Origin of the sequence: Mesorhizobium sp. (genome assembly GCF_004962245.1) — a bacterium.
Classification (GTDB): domain Bacteria; phylum Pseudomonadota; class Alphaproteobacteria; order Rhizobiales; family Rhizobiaceae; genus Mesorhizobium.
This window is the reverse complement of the sequence record NZ_SUHQ01000009.1, coordinates 57,369-82,281: the sequence shown is the minus strand read 5'-3', so window position 1 is coordinate 82,281 and position 24,913 is coordinate 57,369. Positions and strand designations below refer to the sequence as shown.

At 62.9% G+C, this 24,913-nt stretch carries 23 protein-coding genes and 1 riboswitch; of the genes, 11 read left to right on the top strand and 12 right to left on the bottom strand.

Going from position 1 to position 24,913, the window contains the following annotated elements:
- The first annotated feature begins 87 nt into the window (after window positions 1–87).
- Genes E5X88_RS11760 through E5X88_RS11740 form a run of 5 tightly spaced genes read left to right on the top strand, consistent with a single transcriptional unit; the run spans window position 88 to window position 6,230 of the window.
- The gene (locus E5X88_RS11760; RefSeq protein ID WP_292161416.1) at window positions 88–747 is read left to right on the top strand and encodes a DUF2291 family protein; all 660 of its coding nucleotides are present in this window, start codon (window positions 88–90) and stop codon (window positions 745–747) included.
- Window positions 744–2,297, top strand: a complete 1,554-nt coding sequence (locus tag E5X88_RS11755) for a sugar ABC transporter ATP-binding protein (RefSeq protein ID WP_292161414.1) — start codon at window positions 744–746, stop codon at window positions 2,295–2,297. The genes E5X88_RS11760 and E5X88_RS11755 overlap by 4 nt, the downstream gene beginning before the upstream one ends.
- Complete coding sequence (locus tag E5X88_RS11750) at window positions 2,294–3,358, top strand: ABC transporter permease (RefSeq protein WP_292161413.1); 1,065 nt, start codon at window positions 2,294–2,296, stop codon at window positions 3,356–3,358. The genes E5X88_RS11755 and E5X88_RS11750 overlap by 4 nt, the downstream gene beginning before the upstream one ends.
- Window positions 3,358–4,395 carry a Gfo/Idh/MocA family oxidoreductase gene (locus tag E5X88_RS11745; protein ID WP_292161411.1) on the top strand — a complete coding sequence of 346 codons (1,038 nt, stop codon included), beginning with the start codon at window positions 3,358–3,360 and terminating at the stop codon, window positions 4,393–4,395. The genes E5X88_RS11750 and E5X88_RS11745 overlap by 1 nt, the downstream gene beginning before the upstream one ends.
- Window positions 4,392–6,230: a hypothetical protein gene (locus tag E5X88_RS11740; RefSeq protein WP_292161410.1), complete on the top strand. Its 1,839-nt coding sequence runs from the start codon at window positions 4,392–4,394 to the stop codon at window positions 6,228–6,230. The genes E5X88_RS11745 and E5X88_RS11740 overlap by 4 nt, the downstream gene beginning before the upstream one ends.
- Here the strand turns inward: E5X88_RS11740 and E5X88_RS11735 are convergent, their stop codons facing one another.
- Window positions 6,231–6,944 carry a transcriptional regulator NanR gene (locus tag E5X88_RS11735; RefSeq protein ID WP_126039242.1) on the bottom strand — a complete coding sequence of 238 codons (714 nt, stop codon included), beginning with the start codon at window positions 6,942–6,944 and terminating at the stop codon, window positions 6,231–6,233.
- A gap of 142 nt (window positions 6,945–7,086) precedes the next feature.
- Between E5X88_RS11735 and oiaX the strand changes: the two genes are divergently transcribed.
- The 5 genes from oiaX (at window position 7,087) to dhaL (ending at window position 12,243) form a co-directional block, all read left to right on the top strand.
- Window positions 7,087–8,337 (top strand): 3-oxo-isoapionate-4-phosphate decarboxylase OiaX, encoded by a 1,251-nt coding sequence (gene oiaX / locus E5X88_RS11730; protein WP_292161409.1) that lies wholly within the window; start codon window positions 7,087–7,089, stop codon window positions 8,335–8,337.
- 13 nt (window positions 8,338–8,350) lie between these two features.
- On the top strand, window positions 8,351–9,685 hold the full coding sequence (locus E5X88_RS11725; protein ID WP_292161408.1) for a four-carbon acid sugar kinase family protein: 1,335 nt from the start codon (window positions 8,351–8,353) through the stop codon (window positions 9,683–9,685).
- A 33-nt stretch (window positions 9,686–9,718) separates the two neighbouring features.
- A riboswitch (FMN riboswitch) is annotated at window positions 9,719–9,967 on the top strand.
- A gap of 76 nt (window positions 9,968–10,043) precedes the next feature.
- Entirely contained in the window at window positions 10,044–10,517 is a 474-nt protein-coding gene (locus E5X88_RS11720; RefSeq protein ID WP_292161407.1) for a 6,7-dimethyl-8-ribityllumazine synthase, read from the top strand.
- Window positions 10,518–10,584: 67 nt separating this feature from the next.
- Window positions 10,585–11,592: a dihydroxyacetone kinase subunit DhaK gene (locus E5X88_RS11715; protein WP_292161406.1), complete on the top strand. Its 1,008-nt coding sequence runs from the start codon at window positions 10,585–10,587 to the stop codon at window positions 11,590–11,592.
- Window positions 11,593–11,604: 12 nt separating this feature from the next.
- The gene (gene dhaL, locus E5X88_RS11710) at window positions 11,605–12,243 is read left to right on the top strand and encodes a dihydroxyacetone kinase subunit DhaL (protein ID WP_292161405.1); all 639 of its coding nucleotides are present in this window, start codon (window positions 11,605–11,607) and stop codon (window positions 12,241–12,243) included.
- On the opposite strand, the gene E5X88_RS11705 is transcribed toward dhaL, so the two are convergent.
- The 3 genes from E5X88_RS11705 to E5X88_RS11695 are packed head-to-tail and all read right to left on the bottom strand — an operon-like array spanning window position 12,240 to window position 14,247.
- Window positions 12,240–12,683: an RpiB/LacA/LacB family sugar-phosphate isomerase gene (locus E5X88_RS11705; RefSeq protein ID WP_292161404.1), complete on the bottom strand. Its 444-nt coding sequence runs from the start codon at window positions 12,681–12,683 to the stop codon at window positions 12,240–12,242. The genes dhaL and E5X88_RS11705 overlap by 4 nt on opposite strands.
- A 28-nt stretch (window positions 12,684–12,711) precedes the next feature.
- Window positions 12,712–13,470, bottom strand: coding sequence for a triose-phosphate isomerase (locus E5X88_RS11700; protein ID WP_292161403.1), 759 nt, complete (start codon window positions 13,468–13,470; stop codon window positions 12,712–12,714).
- Window positions 13,471–13,479: 9 nt separating this feature from the next.
- Window positions 13,480–14,247 (bottom strand): DeoR/GlpR family DNA-binding transcription regulator, encoded by a 768-nt coding sequence (locus E5X88_RS11695; protein ID WP_292161401.1) that lies wholly within the window; start codon window positions 14,245–14,247, stop codon window positions 13,480–13,482.
- A gap of 292 nt (window positions 14,248–14,539) precedes the next feature.
- On the opposite strand from E5X88_RS11695, the gene fba reads away from it, so the two are divergent.
- Complete coding sequence (fba, locus tag E5X88_RS11690; protein WP_292161399.1) at window positions 14,540–15,604, top strand: class II fructose-bisphosphate aldolase; 1,065 nt, start codon at window positions 14,540–14,542, stop codon at window positions 15,602–15,604.
- A 43-nt stretch (window positions 15,605–15,647) separates the two neighbouring features.
- Here the strand turns inward: fba and E5X88_RS11685 are convergent, their stop codons facing one another.
- From E5X88_RS11685 to E5X88_RS11650, 8 genes are read right to left on the bottom strand one after another with little or no spacing between them, the layout of a single operon-like run.
- On the bottom strand, window positions 15,648–16,589 hold the full coding sequence (locus E5X88_RS11685) for a TIM barrel protein (RefSeq protein WP_292161398.1): 942 nt from the start codon (window positions 16,587–16,589) through the stop codon (window positions 15,648–15,650).
- A complete protein-coding gene (locus E5X88_RS11680) occupies window positions 16,589–18,106 on the bottom strand; it encodes a glycerol-3-phosphate dehydrogenase (protein ID WP_292161397.1) in 1,518 nt (505 codons plus the stop codon). The genes E5X88_RS11685 and E5X88_RS11680 overlap by 1 nt, the downstream gene beginning before the upstream one ends.
- 49 nt (window positions 18,107–18,155) lie before the next feature.
- The gene (locus E5X88_RS11675; RefSeq protein ID WP_292161395.1) at window positions 18,156–19,196 is read right to left on the bottom strand and encodes a 2-hydroxyacid dehydrogenase; all 1,041 of its coding nucleotides are present in this window, start codon (window positions 19,194–19,196) and stop codon (window positions 18,156–18,158) included.
- Window positions 19,197–19,206: 10 nt separating this feature from the next.
- Window positions 19,207–20,760 (bottom strand): FGGY-family carbohydrate kinase, encoded by a 1,554-nt coding sequence (locus E5X88_RS11670; protein ID WP_292161394.1) that lies wholly within the window; start codon window positions 20,758–20,760, stop codon window positions 19,207–19,209.
- On the bottom strand, window positions 20,760–21,884 hold the full coding sequence (locus E5X88_RS11665) for an ABC transporter ATP-binding protein (protein WP_292161393.1): 1,125 nt from the start codon (window positions 21,882–21,884) through the stop codon (window positions 20,760–20,762). The genes E5X88_RS11670 and E5X88_RS11665 overlap by 1 nt, the downstream gene beginning before the upstream one ends.
- Entirely contained in the window at window positions 21,881–22,999 is a 1,119-nt protein-coding gene (locus E5X88_RS11660) for an ABC transporter ATP-binding protein (RefSeq protein ID WP_292161392.1), read from the bottom strand. Before E5X88_RS11660 ends, E5X88_RS11665 begins: the two co-directional genes overlap by 4 nt.
- Before the next feature lie 5 nt (window positions 23,000–23,004).
- On the bottom strand, window positions 23,005–23,862 hold the full coding sequence (locus E5X88_RS11655; RefSeq protein WP_292161391.1) for a carbohydrate ABC transporter permease: 858 nt from the start codon (window positions 23,860–23,862) through the stop codon (window positions 23,005–23,007).
- 9 nt (window positions 23,863–23,871) lie between these two features.
- Window positions 23,872–24,795, bottom strand: coding sequence for a carbohydrate ABC transporter permease (locus E5X88_RS11650; protein WP_292161390.1), 924 nt, complete (start codon window positions 24,793–24,795; stop codon window positions 23,872–23,874).
- Between the last annotated feature and the right edge of the window lie 118 nt (window positions 24,796–24,913).

The window sequence follows — 24,913 nt, the reverse complement described above, 5'->3', positions numbered from 1 at the left end:
ACATCAATCGCAAGGGACGAATCTCCGGTTCGTCCCTTGCATCATTTTCTCTGAGTGACTGCTGAGCGCCATGCCGAACAAACCGACATGCTGAACAAGTTGACGTGGCCGATCCCTGCCGTGCCGATCCTTGCCGCGATGGTCGGCATCGGCCTGACCGCCTGCAAGATTCTGCCGACACCGTCAGAGGAAAATGGCGGCAATGCGTCGGCCTTCAATGCGGACAAGATGGTCGGGGATATCTGGACGGCGAAGGTCGTGGCCTATCTCCAGCAGAAGGCCGGGCCATTTCCCGAGGTTCACGCCCTGGCGAAAGCCGATCCTGCCGCCGCCGGCGCCAAATACGGCAATCCGAAGAAGCAGGCGAATTCGCCCTGGACCTTCGCGGTTCGCCTGGAAGGCAAGGTGGTCGCGGCGAATACACAGTCACGCGCGGCGACGATGGACGTCGACGCCGACGGTGACGGCAAGGCGGATGCGCGGGTGCAGATCGGACCCGCGATGCGTGGCACCGCGCTCCGCGACAGCCTCGATTTCATCCAGTTCAACGATTTCACCAATCAGATTGACTTCGCCCAGTTCGGCAAGGCGTTCAACACCTATGCCGACAAGACAGTGCTTTCCAAGCTGCCGCGTGAAGGGCTGGAGGGCCGGAGCGTCAGGGTTGTCGGCGCCTATGCTGTGGGAAGCGGTCAGGACTTGCCGCTGGTGACGCCGGCAGAGGCAGAGATCGGGCCAAAGCCATGACCGCCGCCATCGATCACGACGTCATTCTGAAGCTGGAAGACGTCTCGAAGGTCTATTCTGGCACCGTCGCGGTCAAGCGCGCGAATTTCGAGGTGCGCAAGGGCGCGGTCAACGTGCTGGTCGGCGAAAACGGCGCCGGCAAATCGACGCTGATGAAGATCATCGCCGGCGTCGAACAGCCGACGCTCGGCCGCATTCTCCTGGAAGGCGAGGAGGTTTCCTTCTCGTCGTCCGGCGACGCCGTGAACCGCGGCATCGGCATGGTGTTCCAGGAGCTGAACCTGTTCGGCAACCTGACCGTCGCCGAAAACATTTTCGCCACGCGCGAGATCACCAACCGGTTCCGCAAGATCGACAGCCAAGAACAGGAGCGCCGCGCGGCGGAATTCCTGGAGCGGCTGGAAGCCGGCATCCGGCCCGACATGCTGGTCGAGGACCTGCGTATCGGCCAGCAGCAGCTTGTCGAGATCGCCAAGGCGGTTTCGCTCGATGCGCGCATCCTGATCATGGACGAACCGACCTCGGCGCTGAGTGCGGCGGAAGTCGAGATCCTGTTCAAGGTGATTGCCGACCTCAAGGCGCGCGGCGTGGCAATCGTCTACATTTCGCACCGGCTCGAGGAGCTGATCCGTATCGGCGACTACATCACCGTGCTGCGTGACGGGCGGATCACCGGCCAGGAGGAGATGAAAAACGTCGGCACGCAGTGGATCGTGCGGCAGATGATCGGTTCTGACGCCAAGGACTTCGCCAAGGCCGACGGCCATGTCCCGGGCGAAGAGATATTCCGCGCCGAGGACATCTGCCTACCGCGCGTGACCGGCGGACTTGCGGTCGATCATGTCTCGCTGTCGCTACGCGCCGGCGAGATCCTCGGCATATACGGCCTGATGGGTGCCGGGCGCAGCGAGCTGTTCGACTGCATCATGGGGCGCCACGGCCATGCGACAGGAACGATCTTCATCGGCGGCAAGAAGGTCAGAGAACGCGACACGACGCGGCGAATCCGGCGCGGGCTGGCGCTGATCCCCGAGGACCGCCAGCGCGAGGGCCTGGTGTCGATCCTCTCCGTCGCCAGCAATCTGACGCTGGCAAGCCTGTCGCGGTTTGTCCGCCTTTTCCATATCCGCGGCGCCAAGGAAAATCAGGCGGTGACGCAGATGGTGCGGGAACTGGCGATCAAAGTCGCCGATCCGGCGCAGGAGGTGTCGTCGCTGTCGGGCGGCAACCAGCAGAAGGTGGTGATCGGCAAGGCGCTGCTCACCGGACCCAAGGTGCTGTTGATGGACGAGCCGAGCCGCGGCATCGACGTCGGCGCCAAGGCCGATGTCTTCCGCACGATGCGCAAACTGTCCCGCGACGGACTGGGCATTCTTTTCGCCACCTCCGATCTCGACGAGGTGATGGCGCTGTCCGAAAGGATCGCGGTGATGAGCAATGGAAAACTGACCGGCATGTTCGATCGCGCCGAGGCGACGGAGGCGGCACTCGTCGCCGCATCGGCGCTTGGCCACGGACCGGTCCCGCTCACGGAGAACCCTCGCCCATGACTGACATCCCGGCCAAGGCGGCTGTTGCCTCCGCCTCGAACGGCTCCGTCCTGCTGACGCTGATGAAGGCGAGGACGTTCATCGCGCTGATCGCCGTCCTGATCTTCTTTTCGATCGCGGCGCCCAATTTTCTGTCGGCTGCCAATCTGATACTGATGTCGAAGCACGTGGCGCTGAACGCCTTCCTGGCCATGGGCATGACCTTCGTCATCATCACCGGAGGAATCGATCTTTCGGTCGGTTCGATCGTCGGCCTGTGCGGCATGGTGGCCGGCTACCTCGTGCTCAACGGCATCGACCTGCAGATCGGCTACACGATCTATTTCAACGTCCTCGAGATCGCACTGATCACGCTGGCGGTCGGCATATTGATCGGCGCCGTCAACGGATTGCTGATCACCAGGCTGAATGTCGCGCCGTTCATCGCCACGCTCGGCGTGCTCTATGTCGCGCGCGGCCTGGCGCTCCTGTCGTCCGATGGCCGCACCTTCCCGAACCTCGTCGGCAAACTCGATCTGGGCACGACGGGGTTCGGCTTCCTCGGCGCCGGCCGGCTGCTCGGCCTGCCGGTCTCGATATGGATCTTGCTCGTCGTTGCGCTGGGGGCGGCCTATCTGGCCAAATACACCCCGCTCGGCCGGCACATCTTCGCCGTCGGCGGCAACGAACGGGCGGCTCGGATTTCGGGCGTCAGGGTCAACATGGTGAGGATGTTCGTCTACATGTTCTCCGGCTTCTGCGCGGCGATCGTCGGCCTGATCATCTCGTCCGAACTGATGGCCTCGCATCCGGCGACCGGCGAAAGCTTCGAGCTCAACGCCATTGCGGCGGCGGTGCTCGGCGGCACCTCGATGTCGGGTGGCCGCGGCACGATCGGCGGCACCATTGTCGGCGCCTTCGTCATCGGCATTCTCTCCGACGGGCTGGTGATGATGGGCGTAAGCTCGTTCTGGCAAATGGTGATCAAGGGCCTCGTCATCATCCTCGCCGTCGTCGTCGACCAGGCGCAGCGCCGGCTGCAGAGCCGGGTGACGCTGATGCAGATGGCAAAGGCAGGCTGATGGCGGCGGAACTGCGTGGAGCGCTGATCGGCTGCGGCTTCTTTGCCGTCAACCAGATGCACGCCTGGCGCGACATCGCAGGTGCTACGATCGTCGCCATTTGCGACCGCGATCCGGAACGGCTCAAAATTGTCGGTGACCAGTTCGGCATCGCGCGGCGCTATGCCGATGCGGCAGCACTTTTTGCCGGCGAAAGCCTCGATTTCGTCGATATCGCCACCACCGCGCCGAGCCATCGTCCGCTTGTCGAGATGGCGGCGCGGCATCGCGTTCCGGCAATCTGCCAAAAGCCGTTCGCGCCGACCCTTGCCGACGCCAAGGCCATGGTGAAGGCCTGCACCGACGCCGGCGTACCGTTGATGGTGCATGAAAATTTTCGCTGGCAGTCGCCGATCCGGGCGGTGCGCGCCGTGCTCGACAGCGGCGACATCGGCACACCCTTCTTCGGACGCATCTCGTTCCGTTCGGCCTATGACGTGTTTTCCGGCCAGCCCTATCTGGCGACGGGAAAGCGCTTCATCATCGAGGACCTCGGCATCCATAGTCTCGACATTGCCCGCTTTCTGCTGGGCGACGTTTCGGCTATTACTACACGAACCGCTCGCATCAACCCTGACATCGCCGGCGAGGACGTTGCAACCATGCTGATAGACCACAAGAACGGCACAATTTCTGTGGTCGATTGCAGCTATGCGACCAAGCTTGCCACCGAGCCCTTTCCGGAAACTCTGGTCGAGATCGACGGCAGTGACGGCACGATCCGGCTCGAGCAGGGATATCGCCTTACCGTCACCAGTAAGAGCGGCACGAGGATCAGCGACGTCTCGCCCCCCCTGCTGTCCTGGGCGTCGCGGCCATGGCACAACATCCAGGAAAGCGTCGTCGCCATTCAAATGCATTGGGTCGACTGCCTGGCGAACGGGACCGAGCCTGCAACCTCGGGTGCGGACAATCTCAAGACCTTGGCGCTGGTTGAAGCCGCCTATGCGGGTGCTGCGAGCCGGGAGCCAGTGCAGCTCGAAGCCTTGCTGAGATGACAGCCGACGCCTTCCTCCTCTATGGCACGCCCGCGGTCGAGCCCGAACCGGTCAGGCTGCGCGCCGGCGCACTCACCGCGGAATTCGTCAACGGCAATCTGCGCACCATCCGCCATGGCGGCATCGAAGTGCTGCGCGCCATCTCCTATCTCGTCAGGGATCGCGACTGGGGCACCTACGAGCCGGCCCTCACGGACCTGACTGTCGACCAAGGTGCCGAGACTTTCTCCATCAGCTATTCGGCAAATTGTGTCGGACCAGAGGGAGGCCGGCTCGACTTTCGCGCGACGATCAAGGGTTCCGCCGACGGCCAGCTGGTGTTCGACGTGAGCGCCCTGCCCGAAAGCGATTTCGAGACCAATCGCTGCGGTTTCTGCATCCTGCATCCGATCGCCGGCCTGGCCGGCAGCCCTGTGACGATCGAGCACACCGACGGCAGCGTGGTGGAAACAAGGCTTCCGCATCTGATCGACCCTTGGCAGCCTTTCAAGGATTTGCGGGCGATCACCCATGAGGTCCGGCCCGGCGTCGCCGCCGAATGCCGGATGGAAGGCGACGCGTTCGAGATGGAGGACCAGCGCAATTGGTCGGACGCGTCCTACAAGACCTATGTCCGGCCGCTTGCACTGCCGTGGCCCTATGTGCTGCCTGCCGGCCAAGCCAACCGCCAGACGATCAGCCTGCACATCTCCGGCGAGGTGAAGGCGCCGGCTGCCGCGGCAGCCGCCGAACCTATCCGCGTCGAGCTCGGCGAAGCCGGTGCTAGGTTGCCGGATATCGGCGTGGTCATCTACCCGGATGAGGTCGAGACGGCGCTTGCAAACCTGCCGATGCTGTCCACGCTCGGCCCGCAGCAGCTGATGTTCCACTACGATCCGACGCGCGGCCACGGCCTCGACGCCCTGCGTTCCTATGCCCGGCTTGCCGCAGCCTACCCGGCCGAGACGACCCTCGAATGCGTCGTCTCCGGCACAGGCGATCTCGATGCCGAGCTTTCCGGTGTCGCCGGCATGGTGCGTCAGGCCGGGCTGAAGCTTTCGGCCGTAGCCGTTTCGCCTTCGGTCGACCGGCAATCGACGCCGCCGGGCAGCACATGGCCTGAATGCCCGCCGCTCGAAGACGTCTATGCCGCGGCGCGGCGCGCCTTTCCCGATATCCGCCTCGGCGGCGGCATGTTCAGCTATTTCACCGAACTCAACCGCAAGCGCGTTCCCGCCGACCTGCTCGATTTCGTCACCCACTGCACCTGCCCGATCGTGCACGCCGCCGACGATCTCAGCGTCATGCAATCGCTGGAAGCGCTGCCCTTCATCACCGCCTCGGTACGGGCGATCTTCGGGGCAAAACCCTACCGGATCGGCCCATCGACCATCGCCATGCGGCAGAATCCCTATGGCGGTGCGACCAAGGCCAATCCGCACAATCAGCGCATCGCCATGGCCGATCGGGATCCCCGCCATGCCGGCCTGTTCGCGGCAGCATGGACGATCGGCTATGCCGCGCGCGTCGCGCCGGCAGGGCTGGAGATGCTCACGCTTTCCAGCTTCACCGGACCGTTCGGCGTGCTGGCGTCGTCAGGCGAACCGACCGAAGAAGGTACATCCCGGCCGATTTTCCATGCCGTGAAGGGGCTTTGCGAACTGGCCGGCCACCGGCATGTGGCGGCGAGCACAACCGACGAAGCGCGGTTGGCCGCAGTGGCCGCCCGTTCTCCCTCGGGCAAGACTGTCGTGTGGCTGGCGAACCTGACAGCGAGCGACGTGCCGGTTGATATTTCCGGTTTCGACCGACGCCAGCTGGTGATGACCCCTTACGCGATCACCCGGATCGGGTAATCAGTCGCCGGAATTCATCACATAGAGCGCGCGCGAGCGTTCGAGGTGCTTGATCATCGCCTTTTCGGCACCCTCCGCATCCTTCTGCTCGATGCGCCCGATGATCTCTTCGTGCTCGGTCAATGTGAACTTTTCCTTGCCGGTCCAGATCAGCATTTCGGTGTGGTATTCCTTCAGCCAGCCAAGCATCGCCTCGCTGACCGCAACATAGATCGGGTTGCCGGATATTGCCGCGATCTGGGTATGAAACTTCATGTCGGCGGATATGAAGGCTTCGGAATTTCCGCGAAAGCTCCGTTGTTCGGCAACAGTCGCCCGCAACCGCTGCACGTCCTCCGCGGTGGCTTTTTCAGCGGCTTCCCTGACCATGCCGCGCTCGAAGAAGATGCGCGCGTTCTTGAGGTGCTCCAGCGTGTCCTTCGACGACGACAGGATGATCTTGGCGGCGCCGTCGACCTGTTTGATGATCGACTTGGCGGTCAGCTGCAGCACCTTCGCCCGCTCGCCATGCGAGATCGCGACGAGCCCCATATTGCTCAACGCCTGCATCGCCTCGCGGATCGCCGGCCTGCCGACCTCGAAGCGCTCCATCAGTTCGCGCTCCGACGGCATGTCGTCGCCCGGCAGCAATTCACCGCTGGTGATCAAGCGCTTCAGTCTCAAAAAAACTTCGTCGGAAAGCTTGCGCCGGACGATCGGCTCCGAACGGTTCATCGTCGCGAATCACTCCCTTGACCGGTGTCTATTTAGCATTGTCACCACGATTCCCAGAATGCCTGCTCGAGCAGGATATCGCTTGCAATACTTATGTACTCATTATACCAGACTTCAAAGATCAGGGAACTTTTTTCGAACTATGATCACCCTCACCTATCGCATCGAGACCTCGGCGAGCATCGAGGCGCTGGCGGCCAAGATCGCAAGCGACCAGTCGACAGGAACCTTCGTCGCGCTGGCTGGCGAGACCGAAGAGCTCAAGGTCCGGGTGGCGGCGCGCGTCCTGGCGATACGGCGTCTGCCGGACGCCGATCGCCCGTCCCTTCCCGAAGCCGGCGACGGGCCTTTCAAGCGCGCGGATGTCGACATCGCGTTTCCGCCCGATGCCATCGGCACCGACCTTTCGGCGTTGATGACCATTGCCATCGGCGGCGCCTTTTCGATCAAGGGCCTGTCCGGCATTCGCATCGTCGATATGAAGCTGCCGGAGGAATACAGGGGCGCGCACCCAGGTCCGCAGTTCGGCGTCGCCGGCAGCCGCCGACTGACCGGTGTCGAGGGCCGTCCGATCATCGGAACGATCGTCAAACCGTCGCTGGGGCTTCGCCCGTACGAGACAGCCGCAATGGTGGGTGAGCTGATCGCCGCCGGCGTCGATTTCATCAAGGATGACGAGAAGCTGATGAGCCCGGCCTATTCACCGCTGCCGGAGCGGGTGAAGGCGATCATGCCGCTCGTGCTCGACCATGAGCAGAAGACCGGCAAGAAGGTGATGTATGCCTTCGGCATCTCGCATGCCGACCCTGACGAGATGATGAGCAACCATGATCTGGTAGCGAAGGCCGGTGGCAATTGCGCGGTGGTCAATATCAACTCTGTCGGCTTCGGCGGCATGGCTTTCCTCAGAAAGCGTTCCAGCCTGGTGCTGCACGCCCACCGCAACGGCTGGGACATTCTCACCCGCCACCCCGGCCTCGGCATGGACTTCAAGGTCTGGCAGCAATTCTGGCGTCTGCTCGGCGTCGACCAGTTCCAGATCAACGGCATTGCCTCGAAATATTGGGAGCCGGACTGGTCCTTCGTCGAATCCTTCAAGGCGGTGACCACGCCGATCTTCTCGCCTGACGATTGCGCATTGCCGGTCGCCGGCTCCGGCCAGTGGGGCGGACAGGCGCCCGAAACCTTTGAGCGAACCGGCCGAACGGTCGATCTTCTCTATCTCTGCGGCGGCGGCATCGTCAGCCATCCAGACGGGCCGGGTGCCGGCGTCCGCGCGGTGCAGCAGGCCTGGCAGGCGGCGGTCGATGGCATACCGCTGGCGGAGTTCGCCCTGAGCCACGCCGAATTGGCACGGTCGATCGAAAAGTTCGGCGACGGTAAAGCGGCCTGAGCAAAGCGACACCATGCAAAACCTGCTCCTCAGCTACTATGGCGATGATCTCACCGGCTCGACCGACGTCATGGAAGCGCTCGAGCTTGGCGGCGTGCCGACCGTGCTGTTCATGCACCAGCCGGACGAGGCCCTGCTTTCGCAGTTCAGACATTGCCGGGCCATGGGCCTGGCCGGCACCAGCCGCAGCGAGACGCCGCAGTGGATGGACACGCATCTGCGGGACGCCTTCGCCTGGTTGAAGACACTGGACGCCGAGATCTGCCATTACAAGGTCTGCTCGACCTTCGATTCCAGCCCGACGATCGGCAGCATCGGCCGGGCTATCGAGATCGGCCGCGCGGTTTTCGGCCAAGACAGCGTGCCGCTGGTGGTCGGCGCGCCGCAGCTCAAGCGCTACACCGCCTTCGGCCATCTGTTCGCGGCCTACCGCGAAAAATATTACCGTATCGATCGCCATCCGGTGATGAGCCGTCACCCGACCACGCCGATGGATGAATCCGACCTGCTGATCCATCTGTCGCGCCAGACCGATCTCACCTTAGCGCTGATCGATCTGGCGACGCTGCAGTCGGCATCGCGGTCGGAAGCGTTCGATCGCCTGATCGAAGATGGCAGCGACATCTTGCTTGTCGATGTCGACAGCCGCGAAACTCAGGCACTGGCCGGCAAGGAGATATGGCGCGTCCACAAGCCCGGCGGCACGTTCGTCGTCGGCTCGTCGGGCATCGAATATGCGTTGCTGGCCGAATGGGCCTCGAACCATATCGTCAGTGCCGAGCCCAGCTTCTCGCCGCCGGGCACGGCCGACCGGATCGCGGTGGTGTCAGGGAGTTGCTCGCCGACAACGGAACGACAGATCAGGCATGCTTTGACGGCCGGTTTCGACGGGGTCGAGGTCGATCCTGTCGAACTGGTCTCGGGGGAGTCCGACAAGGCGATCGCGCGCGCCGCGGCGGCCGGTCGCGCCAGTCTGGAAGCCGGGCGCAGCGTCATCCTCTACACCGCGCTTGGCCCGACAGCGGATCGTGGCGCCGAGATCGATCGCCAGGAAGGCGCCCGCCACAAGCTTGGCCGTGGCCTCGGCGAACTTCTTCGCGTGCTGACGATCGAACAGAAACTACCGCGCGTGATCATCGCCGGCGGCGATACGTCCAGTCACGCGCTCGGCCAGATGGAGGTCGATGCGCTGACGGTGCGGATGCCGCTGCCCGCCTCGCCGGGCTCTCCGCTTTGCGTCGCCCACTCGCGCATCAAGGCAATCGACGGACTGGAGGTCGCGCTGAAGGGCGGGCAGGTCGGAACCGATCGCTATTTCTGCGCTATCCGCGATGGGCTCGGTGGTTGACAGCATCGCCCTCCCCTTCCATACAAGCGCTGTCAATGTTCTCAGGGCGGGGTGAAAGTCCCCACCGGCGGTAAGGGTCTCGGCCCAAGCCCGCGAGCGCTTTCCAGTCACCGCATCGGCCCGAAAATCAGAATTGATTTTCGGAAAGCCCGATGCGGAGATTCAAAGTGCTGGAGCGTCCTTTGCGCGTCCAAAAGGACGCGCGGCGCTCTAGTGGAAAGGTCAGCAGATCCGGTGTGATTCCGGAGCCGACGGTCACAGTCCGGATGGAAGAGAACGAACGTAAGACGGTCCGCTTTCGCGGTTCGGATTCCGTATCGTGCGTCCTGATTCTGGTTCGAAACGGAAGGATGGACCCATGAATCAGCATTCCCACAAAGATTATGAAACGATCCGCGTTGCCGTCATTCGCGCACGCTGGCACGCCGACATCGTCGACCAGTGTGTTGAGGCGTTCGAGGCGGAACTGGCGGTGCTCGGGAAGAAACGCTTTGCCGTCGATGTCTTCGACGTGCCGGGTGCCTATGAGATTCCCCTGCATGCAAAGTCGCTTGCAGAGACCGGTCGCTATGCAGCGATCCTCGGAGCGGCGTTCGTCGTCAATGGCGGCATCTACCGGCATGAATTCGTGGCGAGCGCGGTCATCGACGGCATGATGAACGTACAACTGTCCACCGGCGTGCCGGTGCTCTCAGCGGTGCTCACCCCGCACAACTACCATGACAGCGCGGACCATCACCGCTTCTTCTTCGAGCACTTCAAGGTCAAGGGCAAAGAGGCAGCCAATGCCTGCATACAGATCCTGGCCGCGCGGGAACAAATCATGGCATGAATGCCGGGTGGAAATCCCGATAACACGCTGTACTATCTGCGGAAATAGTGAAATCGGGAGGATGCCGGTGCCGACCAAGAAGATCATCAACGATGGCAACAGCACCGTCGACGAGATGCTGGAAGGCATCCTGGCCGCGCATCCCCGCCACCTCAAAAGCGTCGTGGGAAGTCCGCGCTCCATCATCGCCTGCGATAGACCGCGCCAAGGCAAGGTCGGTCTCGTCATCGGCGGCGGCTCGGGCCATGAGCCGACTTTCCTCGGTTTTGTCGGCAAGGGACTGGCCGACGCGGCGGCGATCGGCAACGTCTTCGCCTCGCCGCCGCCGGACCCGATCCTCGAATGCGCCAAGGCGGTCAGCGGCGGCGCCGGCGTGCTGTTCATGTATGGCAACTATGCCGGCGATGTGATGAATTTCGATATGGCCGCAGAGATGGCGGCGATGGATGACATCGAGGTGCGCACCGTGCTGACCACCGACGACGTCGCCTCGGCGCCGCGTGACCAGAGGCAAAAGCGGCGCGGCGTTGCCGGCAATTTCTTCATCTTCAAGGCCGCTGGTGCCGCCTGTGACCGGATGCTCTCATTCGATGAATGCGAGCGCATCGCCAGGAAGGCCAACGATCACACCTTCACGATGGGTGTGGCGCTGTCGCCCTGTTCGCTGCCGCAGACCCGCCGGCCGAATTTCGAGATCGGACCGGACGAGATGGAGATCGGCATGGGTATCCATGGCGAGCCCGGCATCGCACGTGGAAAGCTGAAGACGGCCGACGAGATCACCGATGAGATGCTGGACAAGATCCTCGACGAGATGGCGCCGGCGCGCGGCGACAAGGTCGCCGTGCTCGTCAATTCGCTCGGCTCGACGCCGCTGATGGAACTCTACATCATGAACCGGCGGGTCAAGCGCCGGCTCGATGACATCGGCGTTGCCGTCCACGCAACATGGGTCGGCAACTACTGCACTTCGCTCGAAATGGCCGGCGCCTCCGTGACGCTGATGCATCTCGACGACGAATTGCAGACCATGCTCGACCATCCTTGCGACTGCGCCATGTTCCGCGCCGGCTGAAAGCAGCATTCCATGACATCCATCGACGCAGCCGATCTGAAAAGAATGTTCGACGCGATCGCGATGGCGATCGAAGCCGACAAGGACAGGCTCTGCCAACTTGACGGCGTCATCGGCGATGCCGATCATGGCATCGCCATGGCGCTCGGCTTCGGTGCGGTGCGCGATGCGTTGGCGCCGCTGGACCTTGCTGCGATCGAGCCGACGGCTCTCCTCAACACCGCGGCGAAATCGTTCCTCAACGCTGTCGGTGCCTCGTCAGGTCCGCTTTACGCGACGGCCTTCATGCGCGGTGCGGTCGCCGTCAAGGGCAAGGCGAACTTGGCGGGTGCCGATGTCATCGCCCTGTTCCAGGCGATGGCACAAGGCATCCAGGATCGCGGCAAGGCCGAGATCGGCGAAAAGACGATGGTCGATGCCTGGCTGCCGGCGGCGCAGGCCGCCGCCGCTACGCATGCCGCCGGCAAGACCCTGTCCGAAAGCCTCGCAGCCGCCGTTGAAGCGGCCGAACGGGGCGCCGAGGCGACCAAGGACATGGTCGCCGCCAAAGGCCGCTCGTCGCGGCTTGGCGAGCGGTCGCTCGGGCACATGGACCCTGGCGCCGCGTCGGCGGTCACCGTCATCAGCGCCATACGTAAAAGCTTGGCTTAACCCAGCTTCGCAGTATCGAGCCTGTCGATCGCCTGGACATTGCCGGCCGAAGGTCCGTTTTCGTCGAACTCCGATGCGAGCCAGGCGTCGACGATCGACTTGGCCAGTTCCGGGCCGATGACGCGGGCGCCCATGGTGATGATCTGGGCATTGTTGGATTTGGCCGCGCGCTCGGCGGAGTAAGTGTCGTGGGTGAGTGCCGCGCGAATGCCGGGCACCTTGTTGGCCGAGATGGAAACGCCGATGCCGGTGCCGCAAAACAGGATGCCGCGATCATTCTCGCCGTCGACGATGGTCTGGGCAAGCTTCTGCGACAGGTCGGCATAGTAGCCTGCCTGACTGAGGTCGCTGACAGTGAGGCCGGGCTTGGTGGCCAGGTGGGCGGCGATGACGTCGAGCAGCGGCTTGCCGGCGCTGTCGGCTCCAATGGCTATTTTCATGATCGTGTCCTTTCCCTGTTCGATTGATTCATATCGCCGCCGAAGCGCGTTTGAGGATGTCGATATAGCCTTCCGCCTGCCAGGCCGAACGACCGATGAACAGTCCGTCGACATGGGGCTGGCCAATCAGTTCGGCGGCGTTCTGCGGGTTGACGCTGCCGCCATAGAGCACCGGCGGCACGACCGGCAGGAGGTCGCCGGCGATTTTCTTGATCAGCGCCTGCTGCCGGTCGGCATAGTCCGAGCTTGCCGGAATGCCCTTGTCGCCGATCGCCCAGACCGGTTCGTAAGCAAACAGGATCGTCGCCGACTTCGCTCCACCTTCGAGATATTGCAGCGCGCCGTGCACCTGCAAGGCCAGCACCGCATCGGCCTGGCCACTGTTGCGTTGCGCCAATGTCTCGCCGACGCAGATGAGCGGCACCAGCCCGTGCTTTATCGCCGCAGCAGCCTTGAGGCCGACCGCTTGGTCGGTCTCGCCGAAATGCTCGCGTCGTTCGCTATGGCCGAGTTCGACGAGATCGAGTCCGCAATCCGTCAGCATCACGGGCGAAATCTCCCCGGTCCAGGCTCCAGCGTCGGCCCAATGCATGTTCTGGGCACCGACCTTGACCCGCGTCGATGCCAACGCTTTCTTGACCTCGCGGACCGCCGTGAAAGGCGGGATGACGAAGGGCTGGATGCGGTCGTCGAAACCGGGGACGAACCCTGCCAGGGCCTTGGCGAAGTCGATCGCCTCGGCAAGCGTCTTGTTCATTTTCCAACTTGTGCCGACCCAGTAAACCACGCGTCCTCCTCAATCCTTCTCGACTATTGTTAGCGAAACACCGGCGCCATCGAGCGCCTCGCGCATGGGCGGTTCCAGTTCGCGACCGGTGAAGACGGTATCGAACGCCTCGAGATCGGTCAGGAAATGCAAGGCCGTGCGGCCGAACTTGCCATGATCGACCAGCAGATATTTGCGGGCGGCCGCGGCCATCATCAACCGCTTGGTGTGGACCACTTCCTGGTCTTGGTGGAAAGCGGAAACGCCGTGGATGGCAGACGACGACAGGAAGGCCACATCGGCGCGCAACGATCTCAGCGTGTCCTCGGCAAGCAGGCCGAAGAAGCCGTGGAATTTCTTGCTGTACTGGCCACCGAGCGCGATCAGGGTAATGCCCCCAACGCCGGCCAGATCCTGGATGACGGCCAGATTGTTCGAGATCACCGTCAGCGGGCGCAGGTCGGCGAGGTGCCGTGCAATGCCGCCCGCCGTCGAGCCGTCGTCGATTATTACCGTCTGGCCCGGTTCAATCATCGCCACGGCGGCAGCCGCCAGGCGCTGTTTCTCCTCGCCGGCCTGTTTCTGACGGTAGCGGAAATCGCTCTCGAAAAGGCCGCTCGGCTGGATCGAGGCGCCGCCGCGCACCTTGCGCAGGAAGCCGCTTTGCTCGAGCTCGTCGAGGTCGCGATGGACGGTCATCTTCGACACGCCGAAGCGCGAGGCAAGGTCATCGACACTGGCCGTGCCAGTGTCCATCAGAAAATCCATGATGCCTTGCCGCCGGCCGTCGCTTTTCATGCCTAACCAATTCCGCGAGTTCTGGCCCGCCTCCGATTCCGTCGTGAGCAAGCGGGCGAACTGCTGCCATTATAACAGAGAAAATCGCACGATAATCAAATTCCTTGTGATAATGTTGCATTTGATTGGGATATTATCCGCTTCTGATTGCCGTCCTGTAACAAGAATTGCTCCCGGCGCCATGGCTAAAGGTTGCGGTTCGCTGGAAATCCGGCCAGAAGCGTCAGCGGGCTGAACGATGAGCGGACAGCCCGCAACCACAGGCTTGAAACCAGATACGGGAGACTATTGGGTGGCTCGCATCACATTGAGACAATTGCTCGACCATGCCGCCGAACACGGCTATGGCGTGCCTGCCTTCAACATGAACAATATGGAACAGGGCCTCGCTATCATGGAGGCTGCCGAGGAGACCAAATCGCCTGTCATCCTGCAGGCGAGCCGCGGCGCCCGCGCCTATGCCAACGACGTCGTGCTGGCCAAGCTGATCGACGCGCTGGTTGAAATCCATCCCGATATCCCCGTCTGCATGCATCTCGACCACGGCAACAACGAAGCCACCTGCGTGACCGCGATCCAGTACGGCTTCACCTCGGTGATGATGGACGGGTCGCTGAAGGAGGACGGCAAGTCGCCGGCCGACTACGATTATAATTCCGGAATCACGCGCCGCGTCGTCGACATGGCGCATTGGGGTGGCGTGTCGGTGGAAGGAGAGATCGGCGTTCTTGGATCGCTCGAGATGGGCGGCGGCGAACAGGAGGACGGCCACGGCGTCGAGGGCACCGTCAGCCACGACCAGTTGTTGACCGATCCGGAACAGGCGGTGCAGTTCGTCAAGGACACGCATGTCGATGCGCTGGCCGTCGCGATGGGCACCAGCCACGGCGCCTACAAGTTCTCGCGCAAGCCGGACGGCGCGGTGCTGGCTATGAACGTGATCGAGGAGATCCACCGCCGCCTGCCGAACATGCACCTCGTCATGCACGGCTCGTCCTCGGTACCGGAAGAGTTGCAGGAGATCATCAACAAATATGGCGGCCAGATGAAGCCGACATGGGGCGTGCCGGTCGAGGAGATCCAGCGCGGCATCAAGCACGGCGTGCGCAAGATCAACATCGACACCGACAACCGCATGGCGTTGACCGGCGCGATCCGCAAGGTGCTGACCGAGAACCCGAGCGAATTCGACCCACGCAAATACCTGACACCGGCCATGGCCGCCATGAGGAAGCTGTGCAAGGAACGCTTCGAGCAGTTCGGCACCGCCGGCAACGCTCCGAGGATCAAGCCGCTGCCGGTCTCCGAAATGGCCAAGCGCTACAAATCGGGCAGTCTCGACCCGAAATTCGGCTGACGTATTCTGGTTCCGAGCAGGAGCCGCATCGGCTCCTGCTCATCTATCCGGCTCGTGGCAAGAGTGCCGCCCTACCGGTCTCGATAAACGGCGCCCAGTAGTCGACCGACTCGCGGATCATCGCGACGACCTGGTGGTCGACCGGTTCGCGCTCGCGAAACGACAGTTCGAGGCAGATCTCGTTGTCGATGCCGCCGCCACGGCGAACCGTCTCCAGGAATTTCTCTGGCGTGATGCGGCCGTCCTTGTTGTAGGCGGCGATGAACGGCCAATGGCCGCCCTTGTTCATCGACGATTGCTTGATGTGGATGATCGGTGACACGCCGGGAAAGGCTTCGGCCCAGGCATAGGGGTCGATGTCGTCCGGATTGATCGAGGTTACGTCGCCATGGTCGATGTCGACCATCATCTTCATGGGAATGGCCATGCCGGCCGCGTCGATCTCGTTCTGCAGGACCCGGCAGCTCTCGATCGTGTGGCCGAATTCGCGCCCGACCGACATCGGTTCCCAGAACAGGTAGCTCAAACCGGCCGCCTTGGCGTGCTCGGCGACCTCCCCCCAGCATTCCAGCGCGATATCAAAAAGCCGCGCGCGACGCTCCGGATCGTCAAAATCCCTGTGCGTCAAGATCGCGAACTGGGTGCCCATGCCGCTGGCGCCGAGCTCGGCCGAAATGTCGGCGAAGGTCTTGAACCAGTCGACATAGTAGCGGCGCACGTCGGCGTCCGGATGGCCAAAATGGTTGAGCCGCCCGTAGGGGCCGGTCATTCCGGATGTCACGCGCACGCCGGTGCGGTCGAGTGCCGTGCGGAACAGTCGAATGAATTTCGAGATCGTCGCCGCCGGCCAGCCGGGATTGACGAATTCATGCGTGAGCTGCACGTCCCGGATGCCGATGTCGTAGGCGATCGCATCGATCAGATCGTTCGGTTCGGCGAAACGGTTGACCAGCGGGTTGGTGTTGAGGGAAAGCGTGAAAGTCATCAACCTGCCTTTGCCAGTCGAGCCGAGCACCAGTCCTCGAAACTGGCTCTTTCCGCGGCGGCCAGATGCAGGCCATGCTTGGTGCGCCGTTCGAGAATATCGGCTGATGTCAGCGCCCATTCGTGCTCGAACAAATAATTGGCTTCGCGTTCGAAAAAATCCTTGCCGAAGCACCGCCCCAGATCGGCAAGCGCCGTGGCCGCGCCGACCAGAACGCGCGTCCTTGTGCCGTAGAGACGCCCATAGTGCTTGAGCAGAGGCGTCGGCATCCAGGGATATTCGCGGCCGAGGTCGCCGAGAAACTGTTCGAAGTCAGCGTTGGCGATATCGCCACCCGGCAAATACCCTTTCGATGTCCATGGCTTGCCCATTTTCGGAAAGAACGGGGCGACCTGGTCGAGCGCGTGCTCGGCCAGCTTGCGAAAGGTGGTGATCTTGCCGCCGAAGACGGAGAGCAGCGGCGCCTGCCCGGCCGATGCGTCGAGTTCGAAAATGTAGTCGCGGGTCACCGCGCTCGGATTGTCGGCGTTGTCATCATAGAGCGGCCTGACGCCGGAAAACGAGTAGACGACATCGCTGCGGGCAAGTTCGCGCTTGAAGTAGCGGTTGACGACCTTGATCAGGTAATCGATCTCGCTGGTATCGGCCGCTACGTCTTCCGGCCGCCCGCCATAGGGAATGTCGGTGGTGCCGATGAGGGCCAGATCGTTCTGGTAGGGGTTGATGAAGATCACGCGCTTGTCGCTGTTCTGGATGAGATAGGCCTGCCGCCCTTCCCAGAATTTAGGCACGACGATGTGGCTGCCCTTGACCAGGCGGACGTTCCGCTTGGAATTCTGGCCGGCCACCCGATTGATGATGTCGTTGACCCAGGGACCGGCAGCATTGATCAGCGCTCGCGCCCGAACCGTGGTCCTGACGCCGGTTCGGCCGTCGCGCATCTCCACCGACCACAGGTCGTTTTCGCGGCGGGCGGCAGTGCAGGCGGTCCGGGTGAAGACCTTGGCACCGCGCTCCGCGGCGTCGAGCGCATTGAGGATGACAAGACGGGCATCGTCGACCCAGCAATCGGAATATTCGAAACCGCGCTTGAAGGCGTCCTTGATCGGCGCGCCTTCGGGCGCGGTGCGCAGGTTGAGCGTGCGGGTGGCCGGCAGCCGCTTGCGGCCGCCGAGATGATCGTAGAGGAACAGGCCGAGCCGGACCAGCCAGGCAGGCCGGTCGTCAGGGCTGTGCGGCAGCACGAAGCGCATCGGCCAGATGATATGCGGCGCGGATTCGAGCAGCACTTCACGCTCGATCAGCGCCTCGCGCACCAGCCGGAATTCGTAATATTCGAGATAGCGCAGGCCACCATGGACGAGCTTTCCCGATCGCGAACTGGTGCCTTCGGCCAGATCGTCCTTCTCGCAAAGGATGACGGAAAGACCACGGCCGGCTGCGTCGCGCGCGATGCCGGCGCCGTTGACGCCACCGCCGATGACGAAGAGATCGACGATTTCGGCGGCGCCACTCATCTCGCCGGGTCCTCAGTGCCTGGATTGTGCTTCATGGCTGCCGCGACCTTCAGCATGGATTGACCGGCGGGAGCCCGGCTATGAAGCGGCGCACCTCATCGGCTGCCTGCTCGGCCGCATAGGTCACCGTGCGCACTGACGCGCCTGCGATATGGGGTGTCAGCGTGACGTTCGGAAGCTGCAGCAGCGGCCAATCGGCAGGCACCGGCTCGACCGCGAACGTCTCCAGCATCGCGCTGCCGATATGTCCCGAGACGAGCGCATCGTAAAGCGCGTCGTAGTCGACCAGCGGCCCGCGCGCGGTGTTGACAAGGGTCACTCCCGGTTTCATTTGCGCGATGGTGTCCTTGCCGATCATACCGCGGGTTTCCTCGGTCACCCGGGGATGAAGCGTGATCACGTCGGAGCGGGACAGAAGCTCGTCCAGCGCGACCAGTTCGACGCCGCCATTGCGGTCGTCGGCGCTCAGTTGCACGTAGGGATCGGTGACCAGGATGCGGCAGCCGAAGGCGCGCAACAAGCGGACAACTTTGGTGCCGATGTTGCCATAGCCGATGACGCCGACGGTCATTTCGTTGAGCTCGCGGCCGGTGCGGTCGGCCCGGTAGAGATCACCGCGCCATTCTCCCTTGCGCAGGGCTTCGTGCCCGACCCGGATCAGCCGCGTCTCGGCGAGGATGGCGCCGATGGCGAACTCGGCCACGGCGCTCGCATTGCGGCCCGGCACGTTGACCACGGTGATGCCATGGGTTCTGGCGGCAGCCATGTCGATGTTGATCGGGCCGCCGCGCGACACCGCAACCAGCTTGAGCGCGGGCATGCGCTGCATCATGGTCTCGGAGAGCGGCGCAAGCTGGGTGACGAAGATCTCGGCGTCGCCGATGAAATCGACCACCTCGTCCGGATCGCCAAAATATTCCTTGACCTTATCGAGGCCCAGCGCCGCATTGCCGAATTCCATCGGCTCGTCGGGCCATGCGGTCTCAAGTGTGCGGATGTCGAGATTGTCGCCGCAGGCCATCTCGATTTTCTCGCGAAACACCTCGGGAAGCATGAAGCGGTCGCCAATGATTGCAATCTTCTTATGCATGCTCGACTTCTCAGTTTGCCTTGGATGCGGCCATCGAACGCCAGACCGGCCGCAGCGCCTCATGCGCCAATGTGTAGGACGGAACCGTCCGCTCATAGATCGCGGCAAGTTTTCGGTCGCTCGGTTCCGCCGCGCCAAGCAACGGCGTGACCCATTCGCCGACGCATGCGTCCATCGATTTGTATTGACCGACGCAGACCGCAGCGATCATCGCGGCGCCTGCCGCACCGGCCTCCTCGCGTTCACTGGTGCGAATGTCGGCGCCGACGACGGCACCCAGGATCTTGCGCAGAGCCGGGCTTCTGGCCGCACCGCCGGTCAGCCGGATTTCGCTCGGCAACGGGCCCATGGCGGCATAGCAATCGCGCGCCGCGAAGGCCAGCCCCTCGAAAACAGCGCGGACCATATCAGCATAGCCGTGCCGCGACGAAATGCCGACGAAACCAGCCCTGGCATTGGCATCGACGAACGGCCCCCGCTCGCCGGCCTCCGACACATAGGGTTGATAAAGCAACGAGGCTGGCTCCGATGACGATATCCATTCATCGACCAGCGAAATCATCTCGCCATTCGTACGGGTGATGCCTTGCGAAGCGAGAATGCCGGAGGCCAGGCTAAGGACCCAGTCGATGTTGAGCGTCGCTGCCATGTTCGACTGCATCTGCGCAAAGACGCCGGGCGCCGGCATCGTCATCGTGTAGCCGGTCGCCGCCTCGTTGAGCAGCACCTCGTCCGGCGTCTGTGCAAGCCGCATATGCATGCCGGTGGAGCCGATGATGGAGCAGCCGGGCTTGCGCTCGCGATCGAGCAGGCCGGCGCCGAGCGCGGTGCAGACCACGTCGACATAGGCCAGCACGACCGGGGTGCCGGAAAGCAGCCCGGTCGCTTCGGCAGCCGCTGCCGACAGGCCCGCGCTATGCCTGGTACCGTCGACGATCGGCGGCAGCAAATGCCTGAGGTCAGCAACGCCGAGCACCTCAAGCACATCGTCGCAATAACCACGGGTGCGGAAGTCGCCGAAGGTGAAGGTGCCCTCGGACGGGTCGGTGGCGCGTTCGCCGGTCAGCCTGAAATAGAGCCAGTCCTTGCAATGGAATGCCGTCGCTGCGCCAGCAAGCATGTCAGGCGCGTTACGCTTCATGAAGGCAAGTTGCGATCCCTGCTGGCAGGCGGCGAGCCCACTGCCAGTCTTTTCGAAGCGAAGCCGGTCATCAGGCAGCGCGCGGATCTCCTCAACGATCGCGGCAGCGCGCGCGTCGAGCCACAGCCAGCCTTTGGCGACCGGTTCACCGTCTTTGTCGATCAGCCAAGTGCCGTCACCCTGCCCGGTCACGGCGATCGCGATGGTCCGGCTGGCGAGATCCGGCACCTTGTCGGCAAGTTGGCGCAGTGTGGTCGCGGTATTGACCCAGGTGCGCGCCAGATCCTGCTCGGCGCCGCCGCCAGGCAACGTCTCATACCGGTTCGGCACCGCCGTGGCCGCGAGCTGTCGGCCCGCCGTGTCGAAAGCGACAGACTTGATGACAGACGTGCCGGCGTCGATGCCGATCAGCACATCCCGCATCAGGCGAGCTCCATGCCGTGCGAAATGGCCATGCCGCTGGACTGATCGAAAACGTGCAGGTTTTTTGGATCGATGCTGATATTGATCGGCGCGCCAAGCTCCAGCCGGGTCCGGTCATGTTCGACAAGGACGAGCGAGCCGCCGGCGAAATCCGCTGCTATATGCGTCTGGTCGCCGAGCCACTGGTTGGCCGAAACTGTGGCCGGCACGCCGTCCTTCGAGCGGCGGACCGCATAGGGCCTGATGCCGATGACGACCCGCTCCCGTTTGAGTAGTTCGTCGCGAACCAAGCCGCTGAACGCGTCCTTGTCATAATCGAGTGAAAGTCCGTCGGGCAGCCGCAGATTGATCTTGTCGGCAGCCGTGCCGACATAGGCCTCGAAGACATTCATCGGCGGCTCGCCGACGAAGGTGCCGGTGAACAGGTTGGCCGGCCGCTGCTTGATCATGTCTGATGTATCGAACTGCTGCAGCACACCGCCTTCCATCACCGCAATCCGGTCGGCAAGCGCATTTGCCTCGGTCTGGTCGTGGGTAACCAGGATCGCCGTCAGGCCGCGCTCCTTGATGAAGTGCTTGATGCGACCGCGCAGCACAGCACGAAGCTGCGGCTCGAGCTGGCCCATCGGTTCGTCCAGCAAATGCAGATCGGCCTCGCGGATCAGCGCCCGGCCGAGGCTGGCGCGCTGCTGCTGGCCGCCGGAGATGGAGCTCGGATAGCGCTCCAGTATGTCCTCGATCTCAAGCAGCTTGGCGATGCTGGCAACCTTCGCGTCGACCTCGCTCCTCGGGAGCTTGGCCGCCTTCAGCGCGAACGCCATGTTCTCGCGCACGGTCAGTGGCGGATAAAGCGAATAACCCTCGAACGCCATCGCCACATTGCGCTTGACCGGCGGCAGCGTGTGCACCTTGCGGCCCGTAACCGAGATGGTGCCGCGCGAGACCTCCTCGAACCCGGCGATCATACGCAATGTCGAGGTCTTGCCGCAGCCGGAAGACCCAAGAAGAGCGACGATCTCGCCCCTGCCGATTTCCATAGTCAGATTCTGGACGGCGTGCACGCCCCGGTCGATCGGGCCGTAGAACTTGTCGACGCCGGAAATGGTGAGTGCGCTCTGGCTCATGCCGCTTCTCCGCTGCGCAAATTGACGACGTTCTTTGAGCCGATGCGGTCGCCGCTTGCACGATCGAACAGCAGGGCGCTTTTGCCGTCGACGGCGATATAGGCCCTGCCCTCGGTTTGACCCGGTGTTCCGGCCGGCCGGGAGACCAGGATTTCGCGGCCGCGCACAGTGCGCACCAGCGTAACGATCTTTTCGTTGAGCGGCGTTTCCGCCTCGACGGTCACCGGAATGGCGGCCGGCGTGCCTTCATCGACGAAGGCCAGTGCTTCGGGCCGCAGACCGATCACGCAGTCGCGGCCGACCGCCGTCTCGTAGCTGCCCGCCAGATGGACCTGGACATTCGACAGGCCGATATAGATGCCCTTGGCATCGCGCGACGGCTTGACGTCGAGCAGGTTGATGGTCGGGTCGCCGAACAGCCGCGCGATCTCGATGTTCGCCGGCTCGCGGTAGATCTGCTCAGGCGTACCGAGCTGCTTGATGACACCTTGCGACATCACTGCGATGCGGTCGCCAAGTGCCATGGCCTCCTTGTAGTCCTGAGTAACATAGACGACAGTCGCGCCGCGATCGGCCAGAAGCCTCGGCAGTTCGAGGCGCATTTCGAAGCGCAGTTTGGCATCAACGTTGCGCAAGGGATCGTCGAGCAGGAGCACCGGCGGCGAGCCGACCAGAGCGCGGGCGAGCGCGGTGCGCTGTTTCTGGCCATTGGACAAAGCACGTGGCTTGTGGCTGAGCACGTGGCCGATCTTGAGCAACTTGGCGACGCTCTCGACGCCGGCTTTTATCGCACTTTGCGACGAGCGGCTGGCTTCCAGCGGTGTCGCAATGTTGTCGAAGGCGGTCATATGCGGAAACAGCGCGAAATTCTGGAACGCCATGCCGACGCCGCGGAACTCGGCATCGACATCGGTCATGTCCTCGCCGCCGATGAGTATATTTCCCTCATCGGGGTCGATGACGCCGGCGACGAGACGCAGTAGCACCGTCTTGCCGGCGCCGGACGGCCCGAACAGAACGAGGGTTTCGCCATCGGCGACGGTCAGCGACAGATTGTCCAGAACGGTCTGGCTCTTGTAGCGCTTGACGACATTTCGAAGTTCGAGGCTGGCCATGAAAACTATCCCTTTACCGCGCCGAGAGACAGGCCTTCGACGAGATAGCGCTGCGCATACAGGGCGAGCGCCAGCGTCGGTGTGATCGAAAGCACGATCGCTGCCGAGATCTGGCCGTACTGGATACCGGAGGAGGTGATGAAGGCCAGTGCACCGACCGTCACCGGCTGTTTGTCGGCCGAGGCGAGCACGAGCGCGAAGACGAAATTGTTCCAGGCGAAGATGAAGGCGAGTAGGCCGGCAGCCGCAATGCCCGGGCCGGCGAGCGGCAGCGCGATCTTGCGGAAGGTGGCGAACCAGGAATGGCCGGCGATGCGATAGGCGTATTCGATGTCGGCCGGGATGTCCTCGAAATAGCCCCGCACGATCCACAGGATCAGCGGCAGACAGATCAGCTGATAGACCCAGATCAGCCCGATATAGGTGTTGGACAATCCAAGCTTCTGGAAATAGAGGGTCAGCGGCAGGAGCACCAGCAGCGCTGGCGCAAACCTGAACGACAGCAGCGTAAATGCGATGTCCTCCGAGCCGCGAAACTTGTGCCGTGCAAAGGCGTACGCCGCTGGAACACCGAGCAGCAGCGCGACCGCGACCGAGGTGACCGACAGGAACACTGAATTCCAGAGGTTGCGCATGAAGGCGATATCGAGCGTGCCGGCTGCCGTGGTCAGCTTTCCAGTGATGAGCGCGGTGTAGTTGGCCAGCGTCGGCTTGAAGACAAGCTGCGGCGGAATCCGCAGGATGGTCTCGTTGGTCTGGAACGACATCATGAAGATCCAGACGATCGGAAACATAAAGAAGATCACGACCAGCGTCAGTGCAACGCCACGCAGGATGCGTTCGAGAAGGGAGGTGTGTTCCATCTCAGCCTCCTATGCCTGGCCGCGGGCGCGTTCACGCAGGCGCAGCCAGTTCTTGATGAAAATGTTGGAGAGGAAGTATGTGATCGCCCACAGGATGATCATCAGCGCCGCCGAGCGGCCGACATTGGTCGACTGGAAGAAGTTGAGGTAGGCCTCGACCTGGAAGACGGTCAGCGTGTCGCCCGGACCGCCCTGGGTCATGGCATAGATGATGTCGAACTGCTGGATGGAATCAAGCAGGCGGAACAGCGTCGCGGTCAGGATATAGGGGGTCAGCATCGGCAAGGTGATGCGGAAGAACACGAAACTCCTCGGCACGCCGTCAAGGGCTGCCGCCTCGAAGGGCTGCGTCGGCAGGCTGCGCAGGCCGGCAAGCAGCAGGATCATGATGAAGGGCGTGTAGACCCAGATGTCGACAAGGACCACCGTGAAAAGTGCCGTCGACGGAGACGAAGCCCAGCGGAAATCCTGCAGTCCGATCAGGCTGGCGAGATAGCTCAGCACGCCGAAGCCGGGATTGGTCATCAGCTTCCACATCAGCGCTGCCAGCGCCGGCGCCGTCATCAGTGGCATCAACAGCATGATCGATATGAAGTTGTTCAGCGTCGAGCGCTTCTGCAGCAGCATGGCGATGCCGAGACCGAGAAGCAGTTCGAGCAGGACGGTGATGCCCGCATAGAGCAGCGATATTTCGAGCGTGTTCCAGAACTTTGGGTCGGTGAAAAAGGAGATGTAATTGTCGCCCCAGTTGAACTGCCGCGCCCAGGGCTGGCTCAGCCGATAGCGCTGGAACGAGTAGACGACCGATGTGAAGAACGGGATCAGGATGCCGATACAAACGAGCAAGGCCGGCAGGCTGAGTACATAAGGCAGCACCCGCTTGCTGATCCTGAAGCCGGAAGGCCTGTTTCTTTGCATTGTCGCTGCAGTCATCGTGGCTCACCCGTCATCTCAGTTGTTTCGCCCTGCCGGCCGCCCAGGGAGCAAGGCGGCCGGTCGGGCGAGTGGCGGCACCGCCAGTGTTTGAACATCGGATTTTCCCAAAACCGGT